Source organism: Methylobacillus methanolivorans (genome assembly GCF_054588515.1).
The window spans coordinates 85,044-109,916 of sequence record NZ_BAAILT010000005.1; the positions used below are offsets into that span (position 1 = coordinate 85,044).

General features: G+C 53.1%; 21 protein-coding genes. 12 read left to right on the top strand and 9 right to left on the bottom strand.

Annotated elements, in window-relative coordinates; all coding sequences use genetic code 11:
* Positions 1-35 precede the first annotated feature (35 nt).
* Positions 36-239, bottom strand: coding sequence for a cold-shock protein (locus tag LG202_RS13210; protein WP_011480361.1), 204 nt, complete (start codon positions 237-239; stop codon positions 36-38).
* Positions 240-537: 298 nt separating this feature from the next.
* Here LG202_RS13210 and pilB point away from each other — a divergent pair, with 298 nt between their 5' ends.
* Together pilB and LG202_RS13220 are read left to right on the top strand one after the other, a co-directional pair.
* Entirely contained in the window at positions 538-2,250 is a 1,713-nt protein-coding gene (pilB, locus tag LG202_RS13215) for a type IV-A pilus assembly ATPase PilB (RefSeq protein WP_230348852.1), read from the top strand.
* 16 nt (positions 2,251-2,266) lie between these two features.
* On the top strand, positions 2,267-3,475 hold the full coding sequence (locus tag LG202_RS13220; RefSeq protein WP_230348853.1) for a type II secretion system F family protein: 1,209 nt from the start codon (positions 2,267-2,269) through the stop codon (positions 3,473-3,475).
* A gap of 95 nt (positions 3,476-3,570) precedes the next feature.
* Here the strand turns inward: LG202_RS13220 and LG202_RS13225 are convergent, their stop codons facing one another.
* From LG202_RS13225 to LG202_RS13250, 6 genes are read right to left on the bottom strand one after another with little or no spacing between them, the layout of a single operon-like run.
* The gene (locus LG202_RS13225) at positions 3,571-4,293 is read right to left on the bottom strand and encodes a DsbC family protein (protein WP_230348854.1); all 723 of its coding nucleotides are present in this window, start codon (positions 4,291-4,293) and stop codon (positions 3,571-3,573) included.
* Between the two features lie 31 nt (positions 4,294-4,324).
* Positions 4,325-5,497, bottom strand: a complete 1,173-nt coding sequence (locus tag LG202_RS13230) for an FAD-dependent monooxygenase (RefSeq protein WP_230348855.1) — start codon at positions 5,495-5,497, stop codon at positions 4,325-4,327.
* Between the two features lie 6 nt (positions 5,498-5,503).
* Positions 5,504-6,682, bottom strand: coding sequence for an FAD-dependent monooxygenase (locus LG202_RS13235; RefSeq protein ID WP_230348856.1), 1,179 nt, complete (start codon positions 6,680-6,682; stop codon positions 5,504-5,506).
* Positions 6,679-8,037 (bottom strand): aminopeptidase P N-terminal domain-containing protein, encoded by a 1,359-nt coding sequence (locus LG202_RS13240; RefSeq protein WP_230348857.1) that lies wholly within the window; start codon positions 8,035-8,037, stop codon positions 6,679-6,681. The genes LG202_RS13235 and LG202_RS13240 overlap by 4 nt, the downstream gene beginning before the upstream one ends.
* Complete coding sequence (gene murU, locus LG202_RS13245; protein ID WP_459725036.1) at positions 8,034-8,696, bottom strand: N-acetylmuramate alpha-1-phosphate uridylyltransferase MurU; 663 nt, start codon at positions 8,694-8,696, stop codon at positions 8,034-8,036. The genes LG202_RS13240 and murU overlap by 4 nt, the downstream gene beginning before the upstream one ends.
* Positions 8,697-8,718: 22 nt before the next feature.
* Positions 8,719-9,714 carry an aminoglycoside phosphotransferase family protein gene (locus LG202_RS13250; RefSeq protein WP_459724978.1) on the bottom strand — a complete coding sequence of 332 codons (996 nt, stop codon included), beginning with the start codon at positions 9,712-9,714 and terminating at the stop codon, positions 8,719-8,721.
* A gap of 217 nt (positions 9,715-9,931) precedes the next feature.
* On the opposite strand from LG202_RS13250, the gene LG202_RS13255 reads away from it, so the two are divergent.
* Genes LG202_RS13255 through adk form a run of 5 tightly spaced genes read left to right on the top strand, consistent with a single transcriptional unit; the run spans position 9,932 to position 16,133 of the window.
* The gene (locus LG202_RS13255) at positions 9,932-12,343 is read left to right on the top strand and encodes an LPS-assembly protein LptD (protein WP_230348859.1); all 2,412 of its coding nucleotides are present in this window, start codon (positions 9,932-9,934) and stop codon (positions 12,341-12,343) included.
* 7 nt (positions 12,344-12,350) lie between these two features.
* Complete coding sequence (locus LG202_RS13260) at positions 12,351-13,664, top strand: peptidylprolyl isomerase (RefSeq protein ID WP_230348860.1); 1,314 nt, start codon at positions 12,351-12,353, stop codon at positions 13,662-13,664.
* Between the two features lie 8 nt (positions 13,665-13,672).
* Positions 13,673-14,671, top strand: a complete 999-nt coding sequence (gene pdxA / locus LG202_RS13265; RefSeq protein ID WP_230348861.1) for a 4-hydroxythreonine-4-phosphate dehydrogenase PdxA — start codon at positions 13,673-13,675, stop codon at positions 14,669-14,671.
* A complete protein-coding gene (gene rsmA / locus LG202_RS13270; RefSeq protein ID WP_230348862.1) occupies positions 14,668-15,435 on the top strand; it encodes a 16S rRNA (adenine(1518)-N(6)/adenine(1519)-N(6))-dimethyltransferase RsmA in 768 nt (255 codons plus the stop codon). The genes pdxA and rsmA overlap by 4 nt, the downstream gene beginning before the upstream one ends.
* Positions 15,436-15,476: 41 nt before the next feature.
* Positions 15,477-16,133, top strand: coding sequence for an adenylate kinase (gene adk / locus LG202_RS13275; protein WP_230348863.1), 657 nt, complete (start codon positions 15,477-15,479; stop codon positions 16,131-16,133).
* Between the two features lie 104 nt (positions 16,134-16,237).
* On the opposite strand, the gene LG202_RS13280 is transcribed toward adk, so the two are convergent.
* Together LG202_RS13280 and LG202_RS13285 are read right to left on the bottom strand one after the other, a co-directional pair.
* A complete protein-coding gene (locus LG202_RS13280) occupies positions 16,238-17,938 on the bottom strand; it encodes a methyl-accepting chemotaxis protein (protein ID WP_230348864.1) in 1,701 nt (566 codons plus the stop codon).
* A 27-nt stretch (positions 17,939-17,965) separates the two neighbouring features.
* Positions 17,966-18,436: a chemotaxis protein CheW gene (locus LG202_RS13285; protein ID WP_230348865.1), complete on the bottom strand. Its 471-nt coding sequence runs from the start codon at positions 18,434-18,436 to the stop codon at positions 17,966-17,968.
* Positions 18,437-18,839: 403 nt separating this feature from the next.
* Here LG202_RS13285 and leuS point away from each other — a divergent pair, with 403 nt between their 5' ends.
* Genes leuS through nadD form a run of 5 tightly spaced genes read left to right on the top strand, consistent with a single transcriptional unit; the run spans position 18,840 to position 24,839 of the window.
* Positions 18,840-21,293 (top strand): leucine--tRNA ligase, encoded by a 2,454-nt coding sequence (gene leuS, locus LG202_RS13290; protein WP_230348866.1) that lies wholly within the window; start codon positions 18,840-18,842, stop codon positions 21,291-21,293.
* Between the two features lie 3 nt (positions 21,294-21,296).
* Positions 21,297-21,839 carry an LPS-assembly lipoprotein LptE gene (locus tag LG202_RS13295; RefSeq protein ID WP_230348867.1) on the top strand — a complete coding sequence of 181 codons (543 nt, stop codon included), beginning with the start codon at positions 21,297-21,299 and terminating at the stop codon, positions 21,837-21,839.
* Positions 21,836-22,852, top strand: a complete 1,017-nt coding sequence (holA, locus tag LG202_RS13300; RefSeq protein ID WP_230348868.1) for a DNA polymerase III subunit delta — start codon at positions 21,836-21,838, stop codon at positions 22,850-22,852. The genes LG202_RS13295 and holA overlap by 4 nt, the downstream gene beginning before the upstream one ends.
* A gap of 17 nt (positions 22,853-22,869) precedes the next feature.
* Complete coding sequence (locus LG202_RS13305) at positions 22,870-24,129, top strand: glutamate-5-semialdehyde dehydrogenase (protein WP_230348869.1); 1,260 nt, start codon at positions 22,870-22,872, stop codon at positions 24,127-24,129.
* Positions 24,129-24,839, top strand: coding sequence for a nicotinate-nucleotide adenylyltransferase (gene nadD / locus LG202_RS13310; RefSeq protein ID WP_230348870.1), 711 nt, complete (start codon positions 24,129-24,131; stop codon positions 24,837-24,839). Before LG202_RS13305 ends, nadD begins: the two co-directional genes overlap by 1 nt.
* The last annotated feature ends 34 nt before the right edge of the window (positions 24,840-24,873 follow it).

Here is a 24,873-nt window from a genome sequence, read left to right on the forward strand (position 1 = left end):
TTTTTGAAGACTATACAGTCATCAGTGAGCCAAGCTTAGGCCTTCTGAATATTAGAAGCCTGCTTGCCCTTAGGGCCTTCGGTAACATCAAATGATACGCGTTGACCTTCCTTCAGACTCTTGTAGCCAGCTTCTACAATCGCGGAGAAGTGAGCGAACAAATCGTCGCCACCATCGTCCGGGGTAATGAAACCAAAGCCTTTGGAATCATTAAACCACTTTACGGTACCTGTTGCCATTTCAATACTTCCTTGCATATATCTAAGGGGAGGCGACCCCAAAAGTTTGTACTTCAAGAATTAAAGTCGGTAGTTGCCGGCTACAATGCACTCGAATTCCAAACGCCTTTTGCGTTTTTACGTGGGTTATTCAAATAAGTCAAGCGCTTTTAGATGCTAATTGTTATTTTTATCATAATGATGTCTTTACATTGATTAACGCAGTATAAAATTCCTGAGCGCTTTACAAAAAAAATCCCAGCATGCATCATCGCCGGAGACACTGCGTAAACTATGGAAAAGGCTGGCTTGAAGATCAATGGCTGCTGTCACTTCACCGAATAAATTGGGCGGACTGGCCCGGGTATTGATTCATCAAGCACTGCTGAACGAGGATGAAGCAATCAGCATCCAGACCTCAGCCGACAAGAAGCAAATCTCATTCATCAGCCAGTTGTTGCAATCCCGCCGGTTCACAGCCTTGCAAATTGCCCAAGCCTGCTCCCAAGCATTCGGCTATCCACTGTTTGACCTGAGCACGCTCAATCCAGAGTTCATGCCCAGCAAGGGCATCAGCCCGCAACTCATGCAAAGTTATCGTGCGATCACGCTTTACCATCGTGGCAATAACATGTTTGTGGCTTTATCCGACCCGACTAATCTGCACATGCTGGATGAATTGCAGTTCCAGACGGGCAAGACATTGATGCCCATCATTGTCGAGGACGACAAGCTGGGTAAATGGATTGACAAGCTGGTAGAAGCTAGCGATACCACCATGCAATCGCTGGTCAGCGAAGACGACTTCGGCCTGGAGATAGAGGATAAAGACAGCGAACCGGAACCCACAATAGAAATCGACGATGCCCCTATCGTCAAATACATCCAGAAGATTCTGATGGATGCGATCAACATGGGCGCCTCTGACTTGCACTTTGAGCCTTATGAAAAATTTTATCGTATCCGCTACCGAGTAGATGGCATATTGCGCGAGATCGCCCAGCCACCGCTCGCGATCAAGGACAAGCTGGCCTCACGTATCAAGGTAATTTCCAACCTCGACATCTCGGAAAAACGCGTGCCGCAAGATGGCCGCATGAAGTTGGTGCTCTCAAAAACGCGGACTATCGATTTTCGTGTGAGCACACTGCCATTGATTAATGGCGAAAAGATCGTCATGCGTATCCTTGACCCCAGCAGCGCCAAGCTCGGTATTGATGCGCTCGGCTATGACCCTGATCAGAAGGAAGCGTTGCTACATGCCGTAACACGGCCTTACGGTCTGGTGCTCGTCACGGGACCAACAGGATCTGGCAAGACCGTTTCTCTCTATACCTGCCTCAATATCCTCAACGAACCCGGCGTGAACATTTCCACCGCGGAAGATCCAGCAGAAATACCCTTGGCAGGCATTAACCAAGTCAACGTTAATGACAAGCAGGGACTCACTTTTGCCGCCGCGTTGAAGTCCTTTCTGCGCCAAGACCCAGACATCATCATGATTGGGGAAATCCGTGATCTGGAAACTGCTGACATGGCGATCAAGGCTGCCTCTACTGGGCACATGGTGCTTTCCACACTGCATACCAATGATGCGCCATCAACCTTGACCCGACTGGTCAATATGGGGGTAGCCCCCTTCAATATTGCCTCTGCCGTGTCGTTAATAACAGCACAACGTCTGGCACGCAAATTGTGCCCGCATTGCCGAGTACCTGCAGACATTCCACGTGAAGCCTTGCTGGACATTGGCTTCAAGGAAGCAGATTTAGATGGTAGCTGGCAACCTTATGCCGCTAATCCAGATGGTTGCGACCACTGTAACCAAGGCTATAAAGGACGAGTGGGCATTTACCAAGTCATGCCGGTTTCCGATGAAATGAGCCGCATCATCATGAAAAATGGCACATCGCACGACATTGCAGATCAAGCCCAGCGAGAGGGTGTCCGCGATTTGCGGCAATCAGGCCTACTCAAGGTCAAGCAGGGGCTAACTTCGCTGGAAGAAATTGAAGCTGTCACCAACGAATAACACACAATAGGAAGCCATGGCTGCCAAAGAAACCAAGGAAGTCACGTACGCCTGGGAGGGTACGGATAAAAAAGGCAAACGCGTGAAAGGGGAGATGAAGGCCAGCGGTGAGGCATTCGTCAAGGCCACCCTGCGCCGCCAGGGTGTCAATGTCGTCAAGATCAGCAAGCAACGCTTCAAGACTGGCGGCAAGATATCGGACAAGGATGTGACCCTCTTCACGCGCCAGCTCGCCACCATGATGAAGGCAGGGGTGCCCTTACTGCAGGCTTTCGACATCGTGGGCAAAGGTCATAGCAACCCGGCAGTCAGCAAATTATTGGGCGACATCAAGGCTGACGTAGAGACTGGCAGTAGTTTGAGCCAAGCCTTTCGCAAGTATCCCCTGTATTTTGACAATCTGTTCTGCAACCTAGTCGGTGCGGGTGAACAAGCCGGTATTCTGGATTCCTTGCTGGATCGTCTGGCTACCTACAAGGAAAAAATCCTCGCCATCAAGGGCAAAATCAAGTCCGCCTTGTTTTACCCAATTTCCATTCTCGTCGTGGCATTCGTCATTACCGCGGTGATCATGATTTTCGTGATTCCCGCCTTCAAGGAATTATTCAGCAGCTTTGGTGCCGACCTACCCGCCCCCACCGTCATGGTCATGGCGATGTCCGACTTTTTTGTCGATTACTGGTGGGCGATCTTTGGCTCGATTGGCGGCGCACTCTGGTTCTTCTTCTATACCTGGAAACGCTCGGAAAAAATGCAGGCCAGTATGGATAGGCTTTTGCTCAAGATGCCTATTTTTGGCGAAGTGATCCGCAAAGCCACCATCGCCCGTTTCTCCCGCACCCTCTCCACCATGTTTGCAGCCGGCGTACCACTGGTCGAGGCACTGGACTCGGTAGCGGGTGCCTCTGGCAACCGCGTCTACTATGACGCCACCAAGAAGGTGCAAAGCGAAATCAGCACCGGAGCCAGCTTGACTGTCGCCATGCAAAATACCGAGGTATTCCCTAATATGGTGTTGCAAATGGTAGCGATTGGTGAGGAGTCTGGCGCACTGGATTCCATGCTGGGCAAGGTGGCAGATTTTTATGAAGGTGAAGTTGATGATGCCGTGGAAGCCCTGTCCAGCCTGATGGAACCGATTATCATGGTGGTACTGGGTACGCTGATCGGCGGCTTGGTGATTGCGATGTACCTACCGATATTCAAGATGGGCCAAGTAGTGTAGGCCACAGCGCTCAAGAAAAAGGGAGCCTAGTGCTCCCTTTTTTGCTCACTTCTTCAATGTGGTGCTCATGCTTGAATCAAGCACGACACAGTCTTTTACTTTTTACTTGCTGCCGCCGTCATGGCCTTCTCAATATCCTTGGCTGGATATGCCCCCAGCATGCGCTTGCCATCAGCGAAAATCAGGGTTGGCGTGCTGGTCACATTGATCTTGCGGCCCAGTTCGGCCAGCTTTTCAATCGGGGTATCGCAAGTGCCTTGCGCCTTGGGTAATTGACCATTCAATATCCAGTCATTCCACGCTTTGGCACGATCAGGTGCACACCAGATCGCACGCGACTTGTTGGCAGCATCAGGGTGCAATTGCTCCAGCGGGAACAGAAATGTGTAGATGGTCACATCCGTGATATTGCTCAGCTCTTTTTGCTCCAGGCGCTTGCAATAAGGGCAATCCGGGTCAGAGAACACCACCAGCTTGCGGCTACCATTACCCTTGACCACCTTGACGGCTTGGTCAAGCGGCAAGGCGGCAAAATCCACCTTGGTCAATTCGTCCATGCGCTCGCCAGTAATATCACGCTTGGTCTTGGGCTCCACCAACCGACCTTCGGCAATGAGGAAGCTGAATTTTTCATCTGTGTAGATAATTTGCCCATCGAGGAACACTTCATACAGGCTGGCATAAGGCGTTTTCACGACGCTCTCCACTTTCACCTTGGGATAAGTGGCTTCTATGGTTTTCTTCAGGCTAGCTTCATCAGCCCAGGCATGCGCCGCAAACAACGAAGCTGCCAATATTGCAATCCACTTCTTAGACATAAGTTAAATTCTCTCGCTGTAATTCAAAGCTTTAGATAACGGCATGCTGTATCAATTGCTTTTTTAACGTCGGCATGCGATTCAGGCATTGCATACCCCCATTGCGCAACATCCTGAGCCAAGGCGCAGGATGCGCATACAAACTGTTCAGGCCATGCGTCAATAAACGCATGGACATCATATCGGCCTTGCGTGTCCGCTCATAGCGACGCAAGACCATCATGTCACCAGGCTGTCGCCTGGACTGTGGCGCCGCAAGTGCTGCAGCCAAGGCTTGTACATCACGGAACCCCAAGTTCACGCCCTGCCCCGCCAAGGGATGCACCTGGTGCGCAGCATCCCCGACCAGGGCCAAACCTGGGCGTATCAAACTACTACTCTCCTGCATCGCCAGTGGAAAAGCCTGAGCTGGTGTTACCACGCTCAAGCGCCCAAGACGATACTCCCCGGCGGCGGCCACCTTCTCTGCCAATGCCTCAGCATCCAGCGCCAGCAAGGACTGAGCGTTGACATTATCCACCGACCAGACCATGGAAATATGCTGTTGCGGCAAGGGCAGCCAGGCTAATACATCATTACCGCTGAACCACTGGCAGGCTTGCGACAAGTGCGGGCGCTCACAAGCAAAATTAGCTACGACGCCCATTTGGGCGTAATCATGACGTTTCACCGTCATATCGGCCTGCCCACGTACCCAGGAGGCCGCGCCATCAGCCCCCACAAGTAATCCAGCGCCATATATTTCGCTATTCGCTGCCTGTAGTTCAACAGCACTAGCCCCCCATGTCACATGGTCAATGCTCACGCTCTCGATGATGGGCACATCCAGAGCATCAAGCCGCGATAGCAAAGCCTGCTGGAGGCGGTTACCTTCAACAATCACACTCAGGCTGGCAAGATTGGCAGCATAGGCATCCAGCTCCAGGTAGGCACCATCATCACCCCATATCTGCATGCTCTCCACCGCACAATAGCGGCCAGCATCCATTGCCTGCCAAGCACCTAGTTCCGTCAACCAGGCAACATTGCCTGGGCTGAGGGCATAGATCCGGCTATCCCATTGCTCGCTGAGCTGAACGCCAACCTGTCCACGTTCCAGCACAGCCACACGGTAACCTTGCAATTTGAGCGCCACCGCAGCAGCAGCTCCCACCAAGCCAGCCCCGAGTACAATCATGTCAAACTCATGTTTCAAATTTGCCATGTCAGCTTACCCCTTGGGCCCAAAACTCATTTTGCTCACTAGGTGCTGCTTGGCAAATGGCACCAGATCCATCAACCCCAAGCCCAAAGAGCGAATGTTGCGTAAACCAACCATATCATTGGAAAACACGTTGATCAGGAAGTCTGTAAACAACAAACCACCACGAGTATCAGCTTTGCGGCTGGCCTGATAGGCCTGCATCATTGCTTCATGCCCCCATGTGGAAAGCGGTGTAGAGGCCAGCAACTGCGCCAGCTCCCAGGCATCACGCATGCCGACATTGAAACCCTGCCCTGCGACCGGGTGCATGGTCTGCGCGGCATTACCAATAACGACGAGATGCGGAGCAGTGACAGGCTTGAGATAAGACAGCTTGAGCGGAAACGTGAGACGCTTGCCAACAGTCAGAAAACGTCCGACACGGTCGCCAAAATGGGCATGCAAAGCCTGGAGAAAAGAAGCATCATCCAGCGCCAGCAGGGCTTGCACTTCTTCAGCCTTACCAGTCCAGACCAACGAGAAATCCCGAGGACCATTGGGGAGCAAGGCGACCGGACCAGCAGGCGTAAAACGCTCATAGGCGATGTTGTCATGCGCCAACTCGCATGACACCTTGCTCACCAGCGCATCATGTCCATAGTGTTTAGTTTCACGCTCCAACCCTGGAATATCACCCAAACTGCGTCCACCATCTGCCAGCGCAACCATCTTGGCTTGGATGGTATAGGTTTGGCCTTGATATTGGTACTTCACCTGCGCCGTGTCATGGCCAGGCTCAATTGCCAGCGCTTCGGCCTCGTAATGCACCGTGATACCTGGCAATTTCTCAATGGCCCGATCTAGCGCCGCAGAAAGATCACCATAAGCCAGCACATAGCCCAAGGCTGGCTGACCATGCTCTTCGGCCTTGAGCAAGCTACGCCCCAGGCTGCCGCGTTGTGAGACATGAATGGTATTGATGGCCGTCGCCTTTGGCTCAAGTTCATCCCATAATCCCAGGCGCTCCAAGATCAAGATACTGCCATACGATAATGCCAGGGCACGCTGATCCTGATGCGCAGCACCACGGCCACGCGCTTCAAGTACGGTGGCATTGATGCCCTTGAGTTGCAACGCCAGCGCCAAGGTAGCGCCCACCGGGCCACCGCCGACAATCAACATATCTTGCTCACTTGTACTACTCATCGTGCAGCCATCCAGTCCTCGATTTCCTGTATGGTTTTTGGTGCGGCTACAGTGGTGATCTCATGTCCATCAGCGGTCACCACGGCATTATCTTCAATGCGGATACCAATATTCCAGAAATGCTCAGGTACGTTGTCGGCAGGCCGGATATAGCAACCCGGCTCCACTGTCAAGACCATGCCCGGCATCAATGGTCGCCAAGCACCATCAGCCTGCTTATATTCCCCGGCATCATGAACGTCCAGGCCCAACCAATGCCCAGTGCGATGCATGTAGAAACGACGGTAATCGCCTGATTCCAGCACGCTATCCAGCGAGCCCTGACACAGCCCGAAATCGATCAAGCCTTGCGCCAGCACATGCAATGCTGCTTCATGCGGGGCATTCCAGTGCTGTCCTGGTCGGACTTGTGCCATCGCGGCATCCTGGGCTGCCAATACCAACTCATAAACATCTTTTTGCACCGCACTGAACTTGCCATTGACAGGGAAAGTGCGGGTGATGTCAGCGGCATAGCCCTGCCACTCACAGCCAGCATCTATCAGCAACAGATCACCATCCTTGAGCCGATCCTGGTTGGTGATGTAATGCAGCACGCAAGCATTGCCACCACCAGCGACGATGGAGGTGTAAGCTGGCGCACGGCTACCACGACGGTAAAACTCGTGCAGAATCTCAGCCTCAACTTCGTACTCCATCATGCCTGCCTTGGTCATCCGCATGGCGCGCTTGTGCGCATCAACCGTGATATCGGCTGCCTCTCGCATCAAGGCCAGCTCAGCAGGCGACTTGATCAAGCGCATCTCGTCCAACAGGCGGCGTACATCAACAATCGCTGCTGGTGCGGCGATGCCGCTACGTGCCTGGCTGGCGAGGTGCTTGAGCCAGCCGCCTAGCCGCTGATCCCAAGCGGCATCCGCGCCTAATGCAAAGAATAGTTGCGGCTGATTGGCCAGCAAGTCGCCAATGCGCTGATCAAGCTCGCTGACACTGTACGACTCATCAAAACCAAAAACCTCCCGCGCGCCTGCGGGACCATGACGGAAACCATCCCAGATTTCACGCTCCATATCCTTGTCGCGGCAGAAGAGAATACTCTTGGGGCTATCCCCGGCAACAATCACGACGACAGCCTCTGGTTCATCAAACCCTGTCAGGTGATAAAAATAACTGTCAAAGCGATAGGGATAATGACTATCACGATTGCGCACTGCCTCGGCTGCAGTAGGAATCACTGCCACGCCATGGCCCATTTTCTGCATCAGCGCCTGTCTACGCGCCTTGAATTCTTCGATTTGCACTGTTTCAACTAGCCCTGTTCGAGCACTCCATGGGGAGGATTCATATTTAGTCATGCCTGGCTCAAATGTTGATCCAAGCTCCTGAGGCGCTCTGGCGTGCCAATATCATGCCATACGCCCTGATGATGAAAAGCCGACGCCTGCTCCCGCATAATCGACTCTTTGAGCAAGGGTGCCAACTTAGCCACATCACCTCTCAACACGCCCTTGAATAAGGCTGGATCATAAACAGCCACACCAGAAAAAGTCAGGCGATGTTGACCATCAAGTAGCAGCTTTCCATCATCCAGTGCAAAGTCACCATGCGCATGTTGTGGCGGGTTATCCACTAGTGCCAGATATGCCAACTGCCCTGCTTGCAAACCATCGCGCATCTGCACGAAATCAATATCGGTAAACACATCGCCATTGACTACAAGGAACGGTTGATCGCCCAGCAAAGGCAAAGCATTAGCTATGCCGCCTGCGGTTTCCAGAGCGGCTTTTTCCGGGGAGTATTGAATGGCAACACCCCAACGCCCACCATCGCCAAGTGCATCTTCAATCTGCTGCCCGAGGTGTGCATGATTGATAACTACCTCCTTGAAACCAGCCGCTGCCAGTCGCTCAAGATGCCAGACGATCAGCGGCTTACCGCCTACCTGCAACAACGGCTTGGGAGTCACATCGGTCAATGGCCGCATGCGTTCACCACGACCAGCAGCAAGAATCATGGCTTTCAAGGCAAGGTCCTCCTTAGAAGGTATAGCCGAATTGCGATTCGCGTTTTTCCAACTCATCGAGCAAGCGTAGCAACGGCTTCAACTCACCATAACGGACACAGACAGCGCGCACATAGTTCATGAAGCGCGGAGTATCCGCCAGATATTTGGGCTTGCCGTCGCGATAATGAATGCGGGCGAATATGCCCAGTACCTTGAGATGACGCTGTAGCCCCATCCATTCAAAGTCACGGTAGAAATCGCCAAAATCAGCGGCCACAGGCAAGCCAGCCTTGCGCGCCTTTTCCCAATAGCGAATCACGCCATCCAGCACCCGCTCCTCTTCCCAGCTGATGAAGGCATCCTTGAACAGCGATGCCACGTCATAACTGATCGGGCCATAGACCGCATCCTGGAAATCCAGAATGCCAGGAGAAGGCGTACTCACCATCAGGTTGCGCGGCATATAGTCGCGATGCACATACACCGATGGCTGGGCCAGGTTGTAACGCACAATCGTGCTAAAAGCATTTTCCAGCACACTGCGCTGTGCATCGTTGAGCTCGACATTAAGGTGGCGCGCTATATACCAATCCGGAAACAGTGCCAGCTCACGTCGCAACAAGGCCTCGTCGTATACAGGTAATACGTCGGGCTTGCTGGCAAGTTGCCAGGTGACTAGCGCGTCAATCGCATCGCGGAACAAGGCATCAGCGTTTTCCTCGTTCAGCACGTCCAGGAAAGTCTGTGTTCCGAGATCACTCAACAGCAGGAAGCCATGCTCCAAATCCTGTGCCACGATATTCGGTACATTCAAGCCTTCCTCCTGGAACAAGGCCGCCACTTTGACGAAGGGCGCGCAATCCTCCTGCGGAGGAGGCGCATCCATGGCAATCAGGGTAGTGCCATCCGCCAGGTGGACACGGAAATAACGCCGGAAACTGGCATCGGCAGAAGCTGTAGTCAGATGATGAGATTTGCCCTGCAAGACCTGGGCGAGCCAATCATTCAATTGATCAAGACGCGACACGAACGATTTATCCTAGAAATATGCGATCACTTTGTGATCGTACAACATGAAAACCAGGCACATTTACAACATGCCGGAAAATTTAAACTTCCTTTTAATTCAGCCACAAAGCAATCCTTCGCACGATTTATGGATTGCCTAAAGCAGCAAATTATGCGATTTTATCACCCATAAAACAAACACGCGCTTACTTAAGCCTCCTCACCACTGAATCATTGTGAAAATTCGCCCCATCACTTTTCTTGTCGCGCTTGTTTGCCTGGGACTAGGTCACGCGTACGCCGAAGACACCCTGGAAACAGATGCCAGCAATACCCCATCTGAAAACCTGCCAGATCCTGATGCCATCATTATTGAAGGCGACAAGGTACAGGTTTACCTGGATCGCAAGCTTAAATCCATAGGCAATGCCTCACTGACAACAGGTGCTCAGGAAGTGCATGGCGACACCATAGAATATGATGTGCAGAATGAGGAGTTGCACGTTATTGGCAACGTTCGCCTGGAAACCAAGGGTGGTCGTATCAAAGGCCCCGAGCTGCGCATGAAGCCATCAGAAAGCATCGGTGAAATGAAAAACCCGACTTTCGAACTGGATTCGCAATTTGCCAACCTGCCGCAATTCGGCACCACTGGCAACCAACGCCAGGACAATGACAACCTGATCTACAACAGCAACAATACAACTCCATTAACGCAGCAAAACATTGAAGACAGCGGCTATGCGCCTGGCCTGAGCCGCAAGCAGGGTGCCTCACGCGGCGATGCAAAAGGTGTCGTATTTGAAGGTCCTGATCGCAAACGCCTCAAGAGTGCACGCTATACGACATGTGAAGTAGGCTCCGATGATTGGTACATCCGCGCCAAGGAGCTGGAGCTGGATGATTACACCAAAACAGGTACTGCGCGTAACGCACGTGTGGAATTCCAGGGCGTACCTATCCTATGGACACCCTGGGTCAACTTCTCATTCCTGAACCAGCGAAAATCTGGTTTTCTGGCTCCTACCTGGGGTACCACCAGCCGTAGCGGTTTCGAATTCCTGGTACCGTTCTATTGGAATATTGCACCTGACATGGATGCCACCATAGGTACACGCTTCCTGAGTAAGCGCGGCATGCAATACCAAGGCGAATTCCGCTACCTGAACGAAGACTACCAAGGGACTGCCAACCTAGAGTATCTGCCTAGCGACACCAGTACGGGCGACAACCGCTACTACGCCAAGTTTGCGCACCTGCATAACTTCCACAATGGTTGGACTGCGGCGTACAACCTGGAAAAAGTCTCGGACGATAAATATTTCTCCGAAATGTCCACCCGTATTGTCACCACCAGCCGGGTGAACCTGCCGCAACAAGCCTACGTGAACTACGCTGATGAAAACTGGACGTTCAATGCACTGGTGCAAAAATTCCAGACACTGGATGGACTCAACTATCCTCTGCAACGCCTGCCACAACTCACATTGACCGGCAATGACGAATGGGGCCCATTCGACGTCAAGCTATTGACACAGTGGGCAAATTTTGACCGCAACAGCAATGCTATCAGCACGCAATCCACCTTGAGTGGCGGCACTCTCGACACGCTGGTTACAGGCAAACGACTGGTCGCCTACCCCAGCATCAGCCTGCCAATGGCACAACCTTACGGTTACATCACACCGAAGCTAGGCCTGCATTACACAAAGTATGAAGTTGATAATGGCGCGTTTACCATCAGGGATAGTAACGGCAATATTACATCGCAGGACGAATATCAATCGCAAAGCCGTACCTTGCCAATATTCAGTATAGACAGCGGCCTCTACTTTGATCGCGACGTACGCATCGTCAAGAACCGTTACACGCAGACACTGGAGCCAAGGCTTTACTACGTCTATATCCCTTATCGTGATCAATCGCTGCTGCCGGTCTACGACTCCAGCCAAGCTGACTTGAACATGGGTTCGCTGTTCCTGGAAAACCAGTTCACCGGCCAGGATCGCATTAATAATGCCAACCAGTTGACGATGGCTTTCACCAGCCGCATGATAAGCAAGAAGACTGGTGAACAGCGCTTAGCTGTCACGGTGGGACAGCGCTATTACTTTGCAGATGAAAAAGTATATCTACCCGGTGTGAACCCACGTTCTGGCGACACCTCTGACATCATCGGAGAAATCACTGCCCGCCTGCTTAATAACTGGAACATTGATATCTTTGGTCAGTACAACACGGACCGAAATGTCTATGTGCGTAACAACATCAGCGCACGCTACAACCCCGAGCCCGGCAAGACGCTCAACCTTGGCTACCGCTACACCGAAGATCGCCTAGAGCAAATCAATATCTCCGGCCAATGGCCTCTAGGGAAGGGTTGGTATGGGCTTGGGCGCTGGAACTATTCGCTGCGCGAGAACCAACCGATTGAAGGGATTGCCGGCCTAGAGTATGACGCCGATTGCTGGCAAGCCAGAGCCGTCATGCAACGTGTTTCCACCGCGACCGCAGATGCCAACTATGCACTCTATTTCCAGCTTGAGTTGGGAGGCTTAGCCTCTATCGGCCAGAACCCGCTCAAACTTCTTAACCGCGCCATTCCCGGCTATACTAGCTCCAGCCTGATCCCGGATTCCTACCAGTAATCATCTTATGCACAATCACGTTTTCAAGACTATCGCCAAGCATGGCCTGCTGGCCCTGTTTTTGTTTTCCAGCATCTCCGCCATGGCAGCAGACATTGCCAAGATGGATCGTATTGTCGCCATTGTTGACCAAGGCGTCATTACTGAAAAAGAGCTCAATGACCGTATCCAGACCGTGACTGCCCAACTGGAAAAACAAGGCACGCAGCTCCCCCCGCGCGAAGTGCTGCAAAAACAGATTCTGGAACGCTTGATCAACGACAGGCTGCAACTGCAATATGCAACGCAGACGGGCTTGCGCGTAGATGATGCGCAGCTCGACAAGACCATTGAACGGATTGCCGAACAGAACAAGCTCAGCACTGGCGAATTCCGCAAAGCGCTTGAAGCCGAAGGCATACCTTACCGCAAGTTCAGGGAAGATATCCGCAATGAGATCATTCTGGCCCGATTGCGCGAGCGTGAAGTTGATAACCGCGTCAATGTCACCGAGTCAGAAATCGACAACTTCCTTACCACGCAGTCCTCTCGTAACGATATCAAGGATGAATTCGAGGTAGCCCACATTCTGGTGCGCGCACCGGAAGAAGGTACGCCAGAAGAATTGCAAAAACTCAAGGCCAAGGCGGAAACCGCCTTGAAAGAATTGCAAGGAGGTGCAGACTTCGCCCAAATCTCAGCAGGTTACTCGGATGCTCCGAATGCACTCGAAGGTGGGGTATTGGGCTGGAAAACATCTGCCCAGCTACCTGCCTTGTTTACGGATGCCTTACAAGGCCTGCAACCAGGTCAATTCTCCCCAATATTGCGTAGCCCAAATGGCTACCACATCCTGAAGCTGCTCAATCGCCGCGGCGGTAGCTCACCACTGGTCGTGGATCAGACCCATGTTCGCCATATCCTTATCAAGCTAAGCGAAGTCGTTTCGGAGATGGAAGCTGAGCAGAAGATTAAGTCGATCAAGGAGCGGCTGGATCACGGCGCCGATTTTGCCGAACTGGCACGCCAGTATTCAGAAGATGCTTCCGCCAATAATGGTGGCGACTTAGGCTGGACCAATCCTGGCGACACCGTGCCCGCATTCGAGCAAGTGATGAATGGCCTTGCCATCAACCAGATCAGCGAACCAGTGCGTAGTCCATTTGGCTGGCATATCCTGCAAGTGATGGAGCGCCGTAAGCAGGACATGACCCAGGAATCCGCACGGATGAAGGCAAGACAAGAAATCCGCGCGCGCAAGGCCGATGATGCCTTCCAGGATTGGCTGGGCGAGCTGCGTGATCGTGCCTATGTCGAATATCGCCTGGAAGACAAATACTAGGCCAGCCATTGCAAACTTTGCCCCGCATCGTCATCACGGCTGGCGAACCTGCCGGTATCGGGATTGACCTCTGTGTCATGTTGGCTGGCCAAGCATTGCCATGCCACCTGGTTGTGATTGTCGACCAGGATGTATTGGCAGCGCGCGCCCAGGCCTTAACACTGCCATTGCAGCTTCAACGCTACGCGCCTGACAACTGGCCTAGCCACCTGGGACAAGATCAACTCACCGTCCTGCATCAACCCTGCCCTGCCGAGGTCATCGCCGGGCAGTTGGATACACACAACGGTACCTATGTGTTAGAAACACTTGAACGTGCGATTGATGGTTGCATGCAAGGCGAGTTTGATGCGATGGTGACAGCGCCGGTGCATAAAGGCGTCATCAACGATGCAGGCGTTGCATTTACCGGACACACAGAATTCCTCGCTGAGCGCACCCACACACCGCAAGTCGTCATGATGCTAGTCGGTGGTGAATTACGTGTTGCACTGGCAACCACGCACCTGCCATTGGCTGAGGTTAGTCGGGCTATTACGCAAGATAGCCTGGAGACAACTATCCGCATCCTGCATGAGGACCTAGTCAACAAATTCGGCATCCGCAACCCGCGTATCTTGGTCACCGGCCTCAACCCTCATGCGGGTGAAGGTGGACATCTGGGGATGGAGGAAATCACCACTATTACCCCGGTGCTGGAAAAATTGCGCGCCGAAGGCATGCTCCTTAAAGGCCCATTACCTGCCGACACCCTTTTTACTCAACACAATCTGGCGCAAGGAGATTGCGTGCTGGCGATGTACCACGACCAAGGCCTGCCTGTGCTCAAACATGCCAGCTTTGGTGGTGGCGTCAATGTCACGCTGGGGCTACCCATGATCAGGACATCGGTCGATCACGGCACTGCGCTTGATCTTGCAGGCAAAGGCAATATCGAGATTGGCAGTCTGCTCAGTGCAATCCAGCTCGCCATCACCCTAGCCAAGAACCGTAAGCAAGCACAATGAAGCACATAGCAAAAAAACGCTTCGGCCAGAATTTCCTGACCGACAAAGCCATTATCAATAGCTTGATTGAAGCAATCTCCCCCAAAGCGGAAGATTGCATGGTTGAGATAGGCCCTGGCCTGGGGGCTATGACCAAACCATTGCTGGAGCGCCTGGCGCACTTACACGTGGTGGAAATAGACCGCGATATCATCGAATGGATGCAGGGTTATTACCCCGCAGGCAAACTTAGTATTCACGCCAGCGATGCACTCAAGTTTGACTTTGGCAGTATCGCCCCACGCCTGCGCGTCGTCGGCAATCTGCCTTACAATATTTCCACCCCAATCTTGTTCCACCTGCTCGACAATGTGCCGCATATCATCGACATGCACTTCATGTTGCAGAAGGAAGTGGTAGAGCGCATGGTGGCAGAGCCTTCCAGCGCGGCTTACGGCAGGCTGTCGGTCATGTTGCAATACCGCTTGCAGATGGAATACCTGCTCACAGTGCCGCCCGAGGCCTTTGACCCGGCCCCAAAAGTAGAGTCGGCTTTCGTACGTGCTGTACCTTATGCCACCCTGCCTCATCCAGCCAAGGACGAAGCCTTGTTTGCGAAAGTGGTCACCGCAGCATTTGCCCAGCGCCGCAAGACTCTACGTAACACCCTCAAGGGATTACTGGATGACGCAGGTTTTGCAACGCTCAACATCGACCCACAATTGCGGGCAGAAAATATTTCACCAGCCAAATTTGTTGCGATTGCTAACTATCTAGCAGCATGAAGCGCGGCTGATATAATCGCGGATTGAACAGAGGAGACCACATGAGAGTCATACTATTAGGCGCACCAGGTGCAGGTAAGGGCACCCAGGCCACCTTCATCAAGGAAGCATTCAACATCCCACAAATTTCCACCGGCGACATGCTGCGCGCCGCAGTAAAAGCGGGCACCCAGCTTGGCCTGGAAGCCAAGCGCTATATGGATTCCGGTGGCCTGGTGCCCGATGACGTGATCATCGGCCTGGTCAAGGAACGCATCAAGGATGCAGATTGCCAGCAAGGTTTCCTGTTTGACGGTTTCCCACGCACCATCCCCCAAGCCGAAGCAATGAAGCAAGCCGGTGTGGACATTGACTATGTGGTTGAAATTGATGTGCCTGATGAAGAAATCATCAAGCGCATGAGCGGTCGCCGCACTCACCTGCCTTCTGGCCGCACCTACCACGTGGTGTTCAACCCACCCAAGGTTGCAGGCAAGGATGATGTCACCGGTGAAGACCTGGTACAACGCGATGATGACAAGGAAGAAACAGTCGCCAAGCGCCTGGAGGTATACCACAGCCAGACCAAGCCACTGGTGGACTACTACTCAACATGGGCTGCTGAAGCCAGCGCCAAGGCCCCCAAGTATGTCCGAATCACAGGCCTGGGCGAAGTCAGCAATATCCGTGCGCAGGTACTGCAAGCCTTAGGTAAATAATTCATCTAAATAATTTAGGTACATAATCCACCTAAGCAAACCTGCCACTAATAAAAAAGCCGAACCATGATGGTTCGGCTTTTTTTATGCCAACGGGTCGCTAACTAAAACTCAGCCCACTCATCTGCGGAGCCTGCACTCGCAGGCATTAAAGATGCCACTGCTTTTACAGGCGGTGCTGACTTAGAGACTTTAGACTTAGCCACAACAGGTTGAGGTTTGCTGGCTGCACGCGGGGCTACTGCCCGAGCCTGAACATGACTGACCTTGAACACGCTCACCGCCTGTGCCAAGCTAGCCGCCTGATCCTGTAGCGACTGCGAAGCCGCTGCCGCCTCTTCCACCAATGCAGCATTCTGCTGTGTCACTTCATCCATCTGGCCAATCGCCTGGTTGACTTGCTCAATGCCCGTGCTCTGCTCATGGCTGGCAGCGCTGATCTCACTAACAATATCTGTGACACGTTGCACGCTGTTCACCACTTCGCGCATGGTTGCTCCAGCCTGCTCGACCAACTTGCTCCCTACCTCCACACTTTCCACGGAATCTGTGATCAAGCTCTTAATTTCCTTGGCAGCATTGGCAGAGCGCTGCGCCAAATTGCGCACCTCACTTGCCACCACAGCGAAACCGCGCCCTTGCTCGCCAGCGCGGGCTGCCTCCACTGCGGCGTTCAATGCAAGGATATTGGTCTGGAAAGCAATTCCGTCGATCACGCCGATAATATCTGCAATCCGCTTTGAGGAATCACTGATGGACTGCATGGTAGAAATAACCTGCTCGACCACCTGCCCACCTTGCACCGCTACGCCAGAGGCAGATGCAGCCAGTTGATTAGCCTGCTGCGCATTGTCTGCATTCTGCTTCACGGTGGAAGTAAGTTCCTCCATCGCTGAAGCCGTCTCCTCAAGGGAGCTGGCCTGCTCCTCGGTACGAGATGACAAATCCAGATTACCCGAAGCGATCTGTGAGGAAGCTGTGGCAATCGTTTCTGTACCAGTACGCACCTCACCGACAATCCCCGCCAAGTTGTCATTCATTTTCTTCAAGGCCTGAAGCAACTGACCGATTTCATCCTTGGAATGCACCGCAACAGAAGTCGTCAAGTCTCCCGCTGCCACTGTCTCCGCCACCTCTACCGCTCTGCCTAAAGGACGGGTGATACCTAATGCCAAGCGCCATGCAGACATCGCCCCCACCAAAATTGACACCACCGCCAATATGGCCAATATCAAGCTGCTGGAATACTTGACACTTTGGATATCAGCATTAGCAGCATTCAAGACCTCTCGCTGGAAATCTACAATATCATCCATGCTGTCGTAAAAAGCTTGGCGGGCCGGTAGAAACTCATTTTCCACGATTTGATCTAGCGTAGCCTGATCCACATTGTGCTCGCGCATATCAACCAACTTGTTGCGTAAGGTATTGAATGCATCGCGCTTTGCTAGCGCTGTCGCCATTTTTTGTTTGCCGTCTGCACTTTGCAGCATGGGCTCCAGCTTTTGCACCAATGCAGCATTGACCGCGATTGTTTCCTGCATCTGTTTTCTATAGCGCTCCAACGTTGCCGGATCACTAACTTTCAGGAACGCTAGCGTCCTGACGCCATTTTCCTTCACGTTCCCAAACCACTGCGTTGCCAAACGCTCTTTGACCAAATCTTCATCCGCCATCTTTTGTGCAGTGGCACCAACAGCAGAAATCCTAGTCAAGCCAACTGTAGCCATGATCGCCATCAACACCAAAATCACCGAGAAGCCGACCCCCAAACGCACTCCAATGTTCAAATCTGCAAACTTCATAGTTGTTTCTCCTTTTATTGTTCTTACTTATGCCGACACTTGCTGAATGGCACTGCCCAATGCCACTGAGGTCATAAGCTTGTCGATGCTCAATAGCATGACTGTGAGTTCATCCACAGTTGCTACCCCAAGCAGGAATGTAGCTTCCATTGCGGCACCCATAGCTGGTGGCCCTTTGATCTGGCCAGCATCAAGTGCCATCACATCAGACACACTATCCACCACCATGCCGATAATGCGCTCTTCCAGATTCAATACGATCACCACCGTATTCTGGTTATATGTAGGTTCAAGCTGGCCAAACCAGATACGCATATCGACAATCGGCACAATAATGCCGCGCAAATTGACGATACCCTTGAGGTATTCAGGCGCATTGGCGATCTGCGTCACCTGCTCATAACCACGAATTTCCTGCACACTCAGGATATTGATGCCGTAGTGCTCCCCTCCCAGGGTAAACATCAACACCTCTAATATGGACTCCTGATCCAACATCGTCCCCCTTTATAAATGACTGAACACACTCATGTCCCAACGGCATTTAAAAAGAGTTTCTTTAATTTATTTTTACTAAAAAATGTTAAATTTTTGTAAAAAATAGATTACCCACCTTAAGCCAAGGCGTATCAAACCTTTCAAAAAAATCAATGCTTACATAATCCTGACAGCTCCAAAAAAAGCAACACCCCAATTCCTGCATTGACTTTACCATCACGCTTATTTGCAAATTACATTATGCAAAACAAAGTGCTTAACACTTCGATAGCCATCAGCCATGCACGGCTACACTTTCATTCATGCATGCCACCTATCTCATTAGATGCTCGCGCTTGTCTCGGGAAAATACTGCCGCTTCAGGTATAATTTTGCTTTCCGAATTTTTACCCAGACCACCATCATGCAGCAGCAGTATCCATTCCGTGAAATCGAGCAACAAGCGCAATCCTATTGGGAATCCAATGCCACTTTCGCGGCCACGGAGCAGTCCGATAAGCCCAAGTACTATTGCCTGTCCATGTTCCCCTATCCATCTGGCAGGCTACACATGGGGCATGTGCGCAACTACACGATTGGTGATGTACTGAGCCGCTTCCATCGCATGCGTGGTTTTAACGTCATGCAACCCATGGGCTGGGATGCTTTCGGCTTGCCTGCCGAGAATGCCGCGATCAAGAACAATGTCGCACCAGCAGGCTGGACCTATAGCAATATTGAACATATGAAAGGCCAGCTCAAAAGCCTGGGCTTGGCCGTAGATTGGCAGCGTGAGATCGCGACTTGCAAACCAGACTATTACCGCTGGGAACAATGGCTATTTACCGAGCTTTATAAAAAAGGCCTGATCTACAAGAAAACTGCAACCGTCAATTGGGACCCAGTCGACCAAACCGTGCTGGCGAATGAACAAGTGATTGATGGTCGCGGCTGGCGCTCTGGTGCGCTGGTTGAAAAGCGCGACATCCCGCAATACTTCATGAAAATTACCGCCTATGCGGAAGAACTGCTGGCAGACCTCGACACACTGGAAGGTTGGCCCGAGCAGGTCAAGACCATGCAACGCAACTGGATCGGCAAGAGCTATGGCTGCGAAGTGGAGTTCCCACTCGCCACCGGTGAAGGTACGCTCAAGGTCTACACCACTCGCCCTGATACGCTCATGGGTGCAACTTACGTTGCCGTTGCAGCAGAACACGCGCTAGCCACAGAAGCCGCCAAAAACAACCCCGAGTTACAAGCCTTTATCGACGAATGCAAGCGAGGCAGCGTTGCCGAAGCCGACCTGGCCACCGCCGAGAAAAAGGGCATGGCCTCCGGCCTGTTCGTACTGCACCCGATCACTGGCGAGCAACTACCAGTATGGGTCGCCAACTACGTGCTTATCAGCTATGGCGAAGGTGCAGTGATGGCCGTACCAGCGCATGACGAGCGCGATTTTGAATTTGCCAGCAAGTACAAGTTGCCAATCAAGACTGTCATCAAGCCTGCTCATGGCGAATTGGAGCTGCCCTTACAAGCAGCCTATACCGAGCATGGGATTCTATTTGACTCTGCTGACTTCAACGGTCTCGACTTCAACCAGGCCAGCGATGCCATCGCTACGGCATTGGCTGCGAAGAACCTTGGCAACAAGCGTACGCAATATCGCCTGCGTGATTGGGGCATCTCGCGCCAACGTTACTGGGGTTGCCCTATCCCTATCGTGCATTGCCCAAGCTGCGGTGAAGTGCCTGTGCCAGCAGATCAGCTGCCTGTTGTCTTGCCGGAAGATGTCGTCATGGATGGCGTCGGCTCGCCGATCAAGAAAGACCCTGGGTTTTACGACACTACTTGTCCAAGCTGCGGCGAGAAAGCCACGCGTGAGACCGACACCATGGATACCTTCGTCGAGTCCTCATGGTATTTTGCCCGTTACGCGAGCTTTGATGCCAGCAACGGCATGGTGGATGAGCGCGCCAACTACTGGCTGCCTGTTGATCAATACATCGGCGGCATCGAGCATGCCATCCTGCACTTGCTCTATGCACGCTTCTTCAACAAGCTGATGCGCGATGTCGGCCTGATCCAGCATGATGAACCCTTCACTAAGTTGCTGACGCAAGGCATGGTATTGAAGGACGGCAGCAAAATGTCCAAGTCCAAGGGCAATACGGTAGACCCGCAGGAGTTGATCGACAATTACGGTGCGGATACCGCACGCCTGTTCATGATGTTTGCAGCACCACCCGAGCAAAGCCTGGAGTGGTCCGATGCGGGTGTCGAGGGCGCGCACCGCTTCCTCAAGCGCGTCTGGGCTGCTGTCGCCTCGCATGTAGAAGCCGGTATCACAACGGCTTTCAGCACCGGCGAACTATCTGCCGAACTCAAGGCCTTCCGCCGCCAATTGCATCAGACGATCGACAAGGTCAGTGATGACTATGGTCGCCGCCACTCCTTCAACACGGCAATCGCCGCGGTGATGGAACTCATGAACGCCTATGCCAAGCTGGAAGGCGACGACACCATCACGCGTGCCATCCGCCAAGAAACGCTGGAAAATGTCGTGCTATTGCTTTCGCCTATCGTGCCGCACATCAGCCATACGCTCTGGCAAGAGCTACGTCCCAATAGCCAACTGCTTGATACTCGCTGGCCAGTTGCCAACAAGGCTGCCATGGTGCAGGATGAGATTGAACTGATGCTGCAAGTCAATGGCAAACTGCGTGGCAGCATGACCGTCGCCCGTACGCTGGATAAGGCAGCCATTGAAGCACTGGCGGTACAACAGGAAAGCATCCAGAAATACCTGGCCGAAGGCAGCGTGCGTAAGATCATTGTCGTACCCAACAAACTCGTCAACATCGTCGTAGGATAAACCATGTATATGCGCGCTACCCGCTGGATTCTGCTTGCCATGCTATTGGCCCTGACAGCCTGTGGCTTCCAGATGCGGGGCGTTGCCGACCTCAAGTTCCACACCCTGTACATACAAGGGCCGACGATCTCAATTTCCAAGCCATTCAAGCGCTCACTCGCGGTGAATGGCGTCAAGATTGTCAGTGCCAAGGATCAGGCTGAACTCCTGCTGGAAATCATGAGCGAAGCGCAGGAACAACGCATCTTATCCTTGAGCGGACGCGGCCTGGTGCGTGAATACGAGCTGTTCTACACCGTCAATTTTCGCCTGCGCGATCCTTCCAGTGAAACCTGGGGCGAGGTACAAACGATCAAGGGCAGGCGCGAGATTACTTATGATGACTCGCAATTACTGGCGAAACAGCTTGAGCAGGAACGGCTTTACAACGACATGAAAGACGATGCAGTGCGCGAACTATTGCGTCGCCTGATGGTGGTCAAACCGGTTCAAGGCAAGCCTCGCGCTGCAGACTTAAAATCGCCGCTGGACGACACCGTGGAATGAGGCTCAAGCCACAGGAGCTGGAGCGTCACCTCGCCCAAGGCCTGGCACCGCTATATGTGCTCATGGGCGATGAGCCACTCGCCCAGCGCGAAAGCCTGGATGCCATCCGTGCCACAGCGCGCGCCGCAGGGCATGACGAACGTACCCGCCTGACTGTTGAGCGTAACTTCAACTGGCAGCAAGTGACTGCCTTTGGCCAATCCATTTCCCTGTTTGCCAGCCGCCGCATCCTCGAAATCGTCATTCCTTCCGGCAAGCCTGGTGTAGATGGTGGTAAGGTGCTGCAAGCCCTTGCGATGGAGCCTATCCCAGACACCGTCACCATCATTATCCTGCCCAAGCTGGAACGCGATGCCAAGAACAGCGCCTGGTTTGCGGCACTGGAAAATCACGGCGTCTCGCTTGCGCTACATGAGGTTGCACCATCGGCATTGCCACAGTGGATTGCTTCCCGCCTCTCCCAGCAAGGACAGCATACCGACCAGGAAACACTGGAGTTTCTTGCACATCAGGTGGAAGGCAATCTGCTGGCCGCCCATCAGGAAATCCAGAAATTGGGGCTACTTTATCCCGAGGGAGCACTGGACGGCAGCAAAGTAAGGGAAGCCGTACTCAATGTATCGCGTTATGATGCTTTCCAATTGGGCGATGCAGTCTTGAGCGGCGACAGCGAACATGCTGTACGCATCCTGCATGGCTTACGCGATGAAGGTGCGCAGCCAGTGGCTATCATGAGTGCACTGGCCTGGGTCTTGCGCGGACTAATCAAGGTAAAATATGCTGAAACCCAGGGCAGCAACGTCAGCAGTGCCATGCAGCAGGCCAGGATTTATGGTGATAGGCAAAACCTGGTTAAACGAGCGCTATCTCGCCTGAATATGCGCCAACTAGAAGCAGCGCTACAGAAACTGGCGGAAATCGACAAAGCGGGCAAAGGCTTGTTGAACCAGGATCCATGGCTGGAAATCTCGCGCTTGTGCTTTGGCCTGGCACGCATAGGCAGCAGGAAATAATAGGCATAGAGGCAAGAATGGAAGACATCAAACACTATATGCAACAGCTTGGCATGGAGGCACGTGCTGCCTCCCGCGCCATGGCTCGCGCTGATACAGACACCAAGAACAAGGCCTTGCGCGCAATTGCCACGGCCATTCGCCGTGAGCGTGACACGTTGCTGACAGCCAATGCCGCCGATCTGGAAGCCGCGCGCAACAATGGCCTGGAGCCTGCCATGCTGGACCGCCTGGTATTGAGTGAAAAAGGCATCACCACCATGGCCGAAGGCCTGGAGCAGATTGCCAGCCTGCCAGACCCTATTGGCGAAATGTCCGACTTCAAATATCGTCCTTCCGGCATTCAAATTGGCAAAATGCGTGTGCCGCTGGGCGTGATCGGCATCATCTATGAAGCGCGCCCCAACGTCACTGTAGACGCTGCTGGCCTCTGTATCAAATCTGGTAATGCTGCCATCCTGCGGGGCGGCTCCGAAGCCATCCAGTGCAATCGCGCCCTGGCAGCCATCGTACACGAAGGTCTCGCTGCTGCGGGGCTACCTGCGACAGCAGTACAAGTCGTCGCTACCACTGACCGCGCTGCCGTAGGTGAGCTTATCACCATGAAAGAATACGTTGATGTCATCGTGCCACGTGGCGGCAAGGGCCTGATCGAGCGCATCTCCAACGAAGCACGCATTCCCGTGATCAAACACCTGGACGGTAATTGCCATATTTATGTCGACGAAAGTGCCGACCTTGATAAGGCCTTGCGTATCCTGGAAAACTCCAAGACCCAGCGTCTGGGCACCTGCAATACCGCTGAGTCGCTATTAGTAGCGCGCAGCATTGCACAAGAAGCCTTGCCAGCATTGGCTGCGATGCTGGTCAGCAAAGGTGTGGAAATTCGTGGTTGCAACGAGACCCGTACACTGGTGCCGCAGGCCAAACCAGCCACAGAAGAAGACTACTACACGGAGTTTCTCGCTGCGATCATCTCGGTGAAAGTGGTTGCCGATGTGGACGAAGCAATCGCCCACATCAACCAATACTCCTCTCAACATACTGAAGCTATCGTCACCGAGAACTACACTCGCGCCCGCCAGTTCCTGCGCGAAGTAGACTCCAGCAGCGTCATCGTCAACGCTTCCACCCGCTTTGCGGATGGTTTTGAATATGGCCTGGGTGCCGAAATCGGCATTTCCACCGACAAGTTGCACGCTCGTGGCCCGGTTGGCCTCGAAGGCCTGACCAGCCTGAAATACATTGTGCTGGGCGATGGAGAAGTCCGGGCCTGATGCCCTCACACCTGCACTTCACCAGCATAACGATGGACGTGGGCGACAACCCTCAAGCCCAGGTTTTACCGCTCATCGGCATCATGGGCGGCACCTTCGACCCCATCCACTTCGGCCACCTGCGCATGGCGCAGGAGCTGGCCGAAGGACTGAATCTGACAGAAGTCCGCTTTATCCCCTCAGCTACCCCGCCCCACCGTGACCTGCCCATGACGTCGGCCCAGCAACGAGCAGACATGGTAGCGCTTGCGATTGCCGATAATCCACTATTCAAGCTGGATACGCGGGAACTACAGCGAGAAGGCTACTCCTACACTATAGACACCTTGCAATCGCTCAATGAAGAGTTGCAAGGCCAGGCAAGACTTTGCCTGCTGATGGGGTTGGATGCTTTTGCTGGCATTACCAGTTGGCACCGCTGGCAGGCGTTGTTGCAGTTTGCGCATATCGTGGTCGCAACCAGGCCGGGGACGACATTGCCTGTGAGCCATACAGCGCTAGATGAATGGTCGCAACAACATGCAATCGCCAGTGCACAATTACTGTGTAGGCAAGCAGAAAATGGAATATTGAAGCAGGAAATTACCGCGCTGGATATTTCCGCAACCCAGATTCGAGAACAGTTTGCGGAAGGCAAAACTCCACGTTACTTATTGCCTGGCAAGGTGCTGGCATACATCAACCAACAGGCCTTATATCACCAATCGTAGGCATTTATGCGGCAACCTATCTATCGCCACTCAC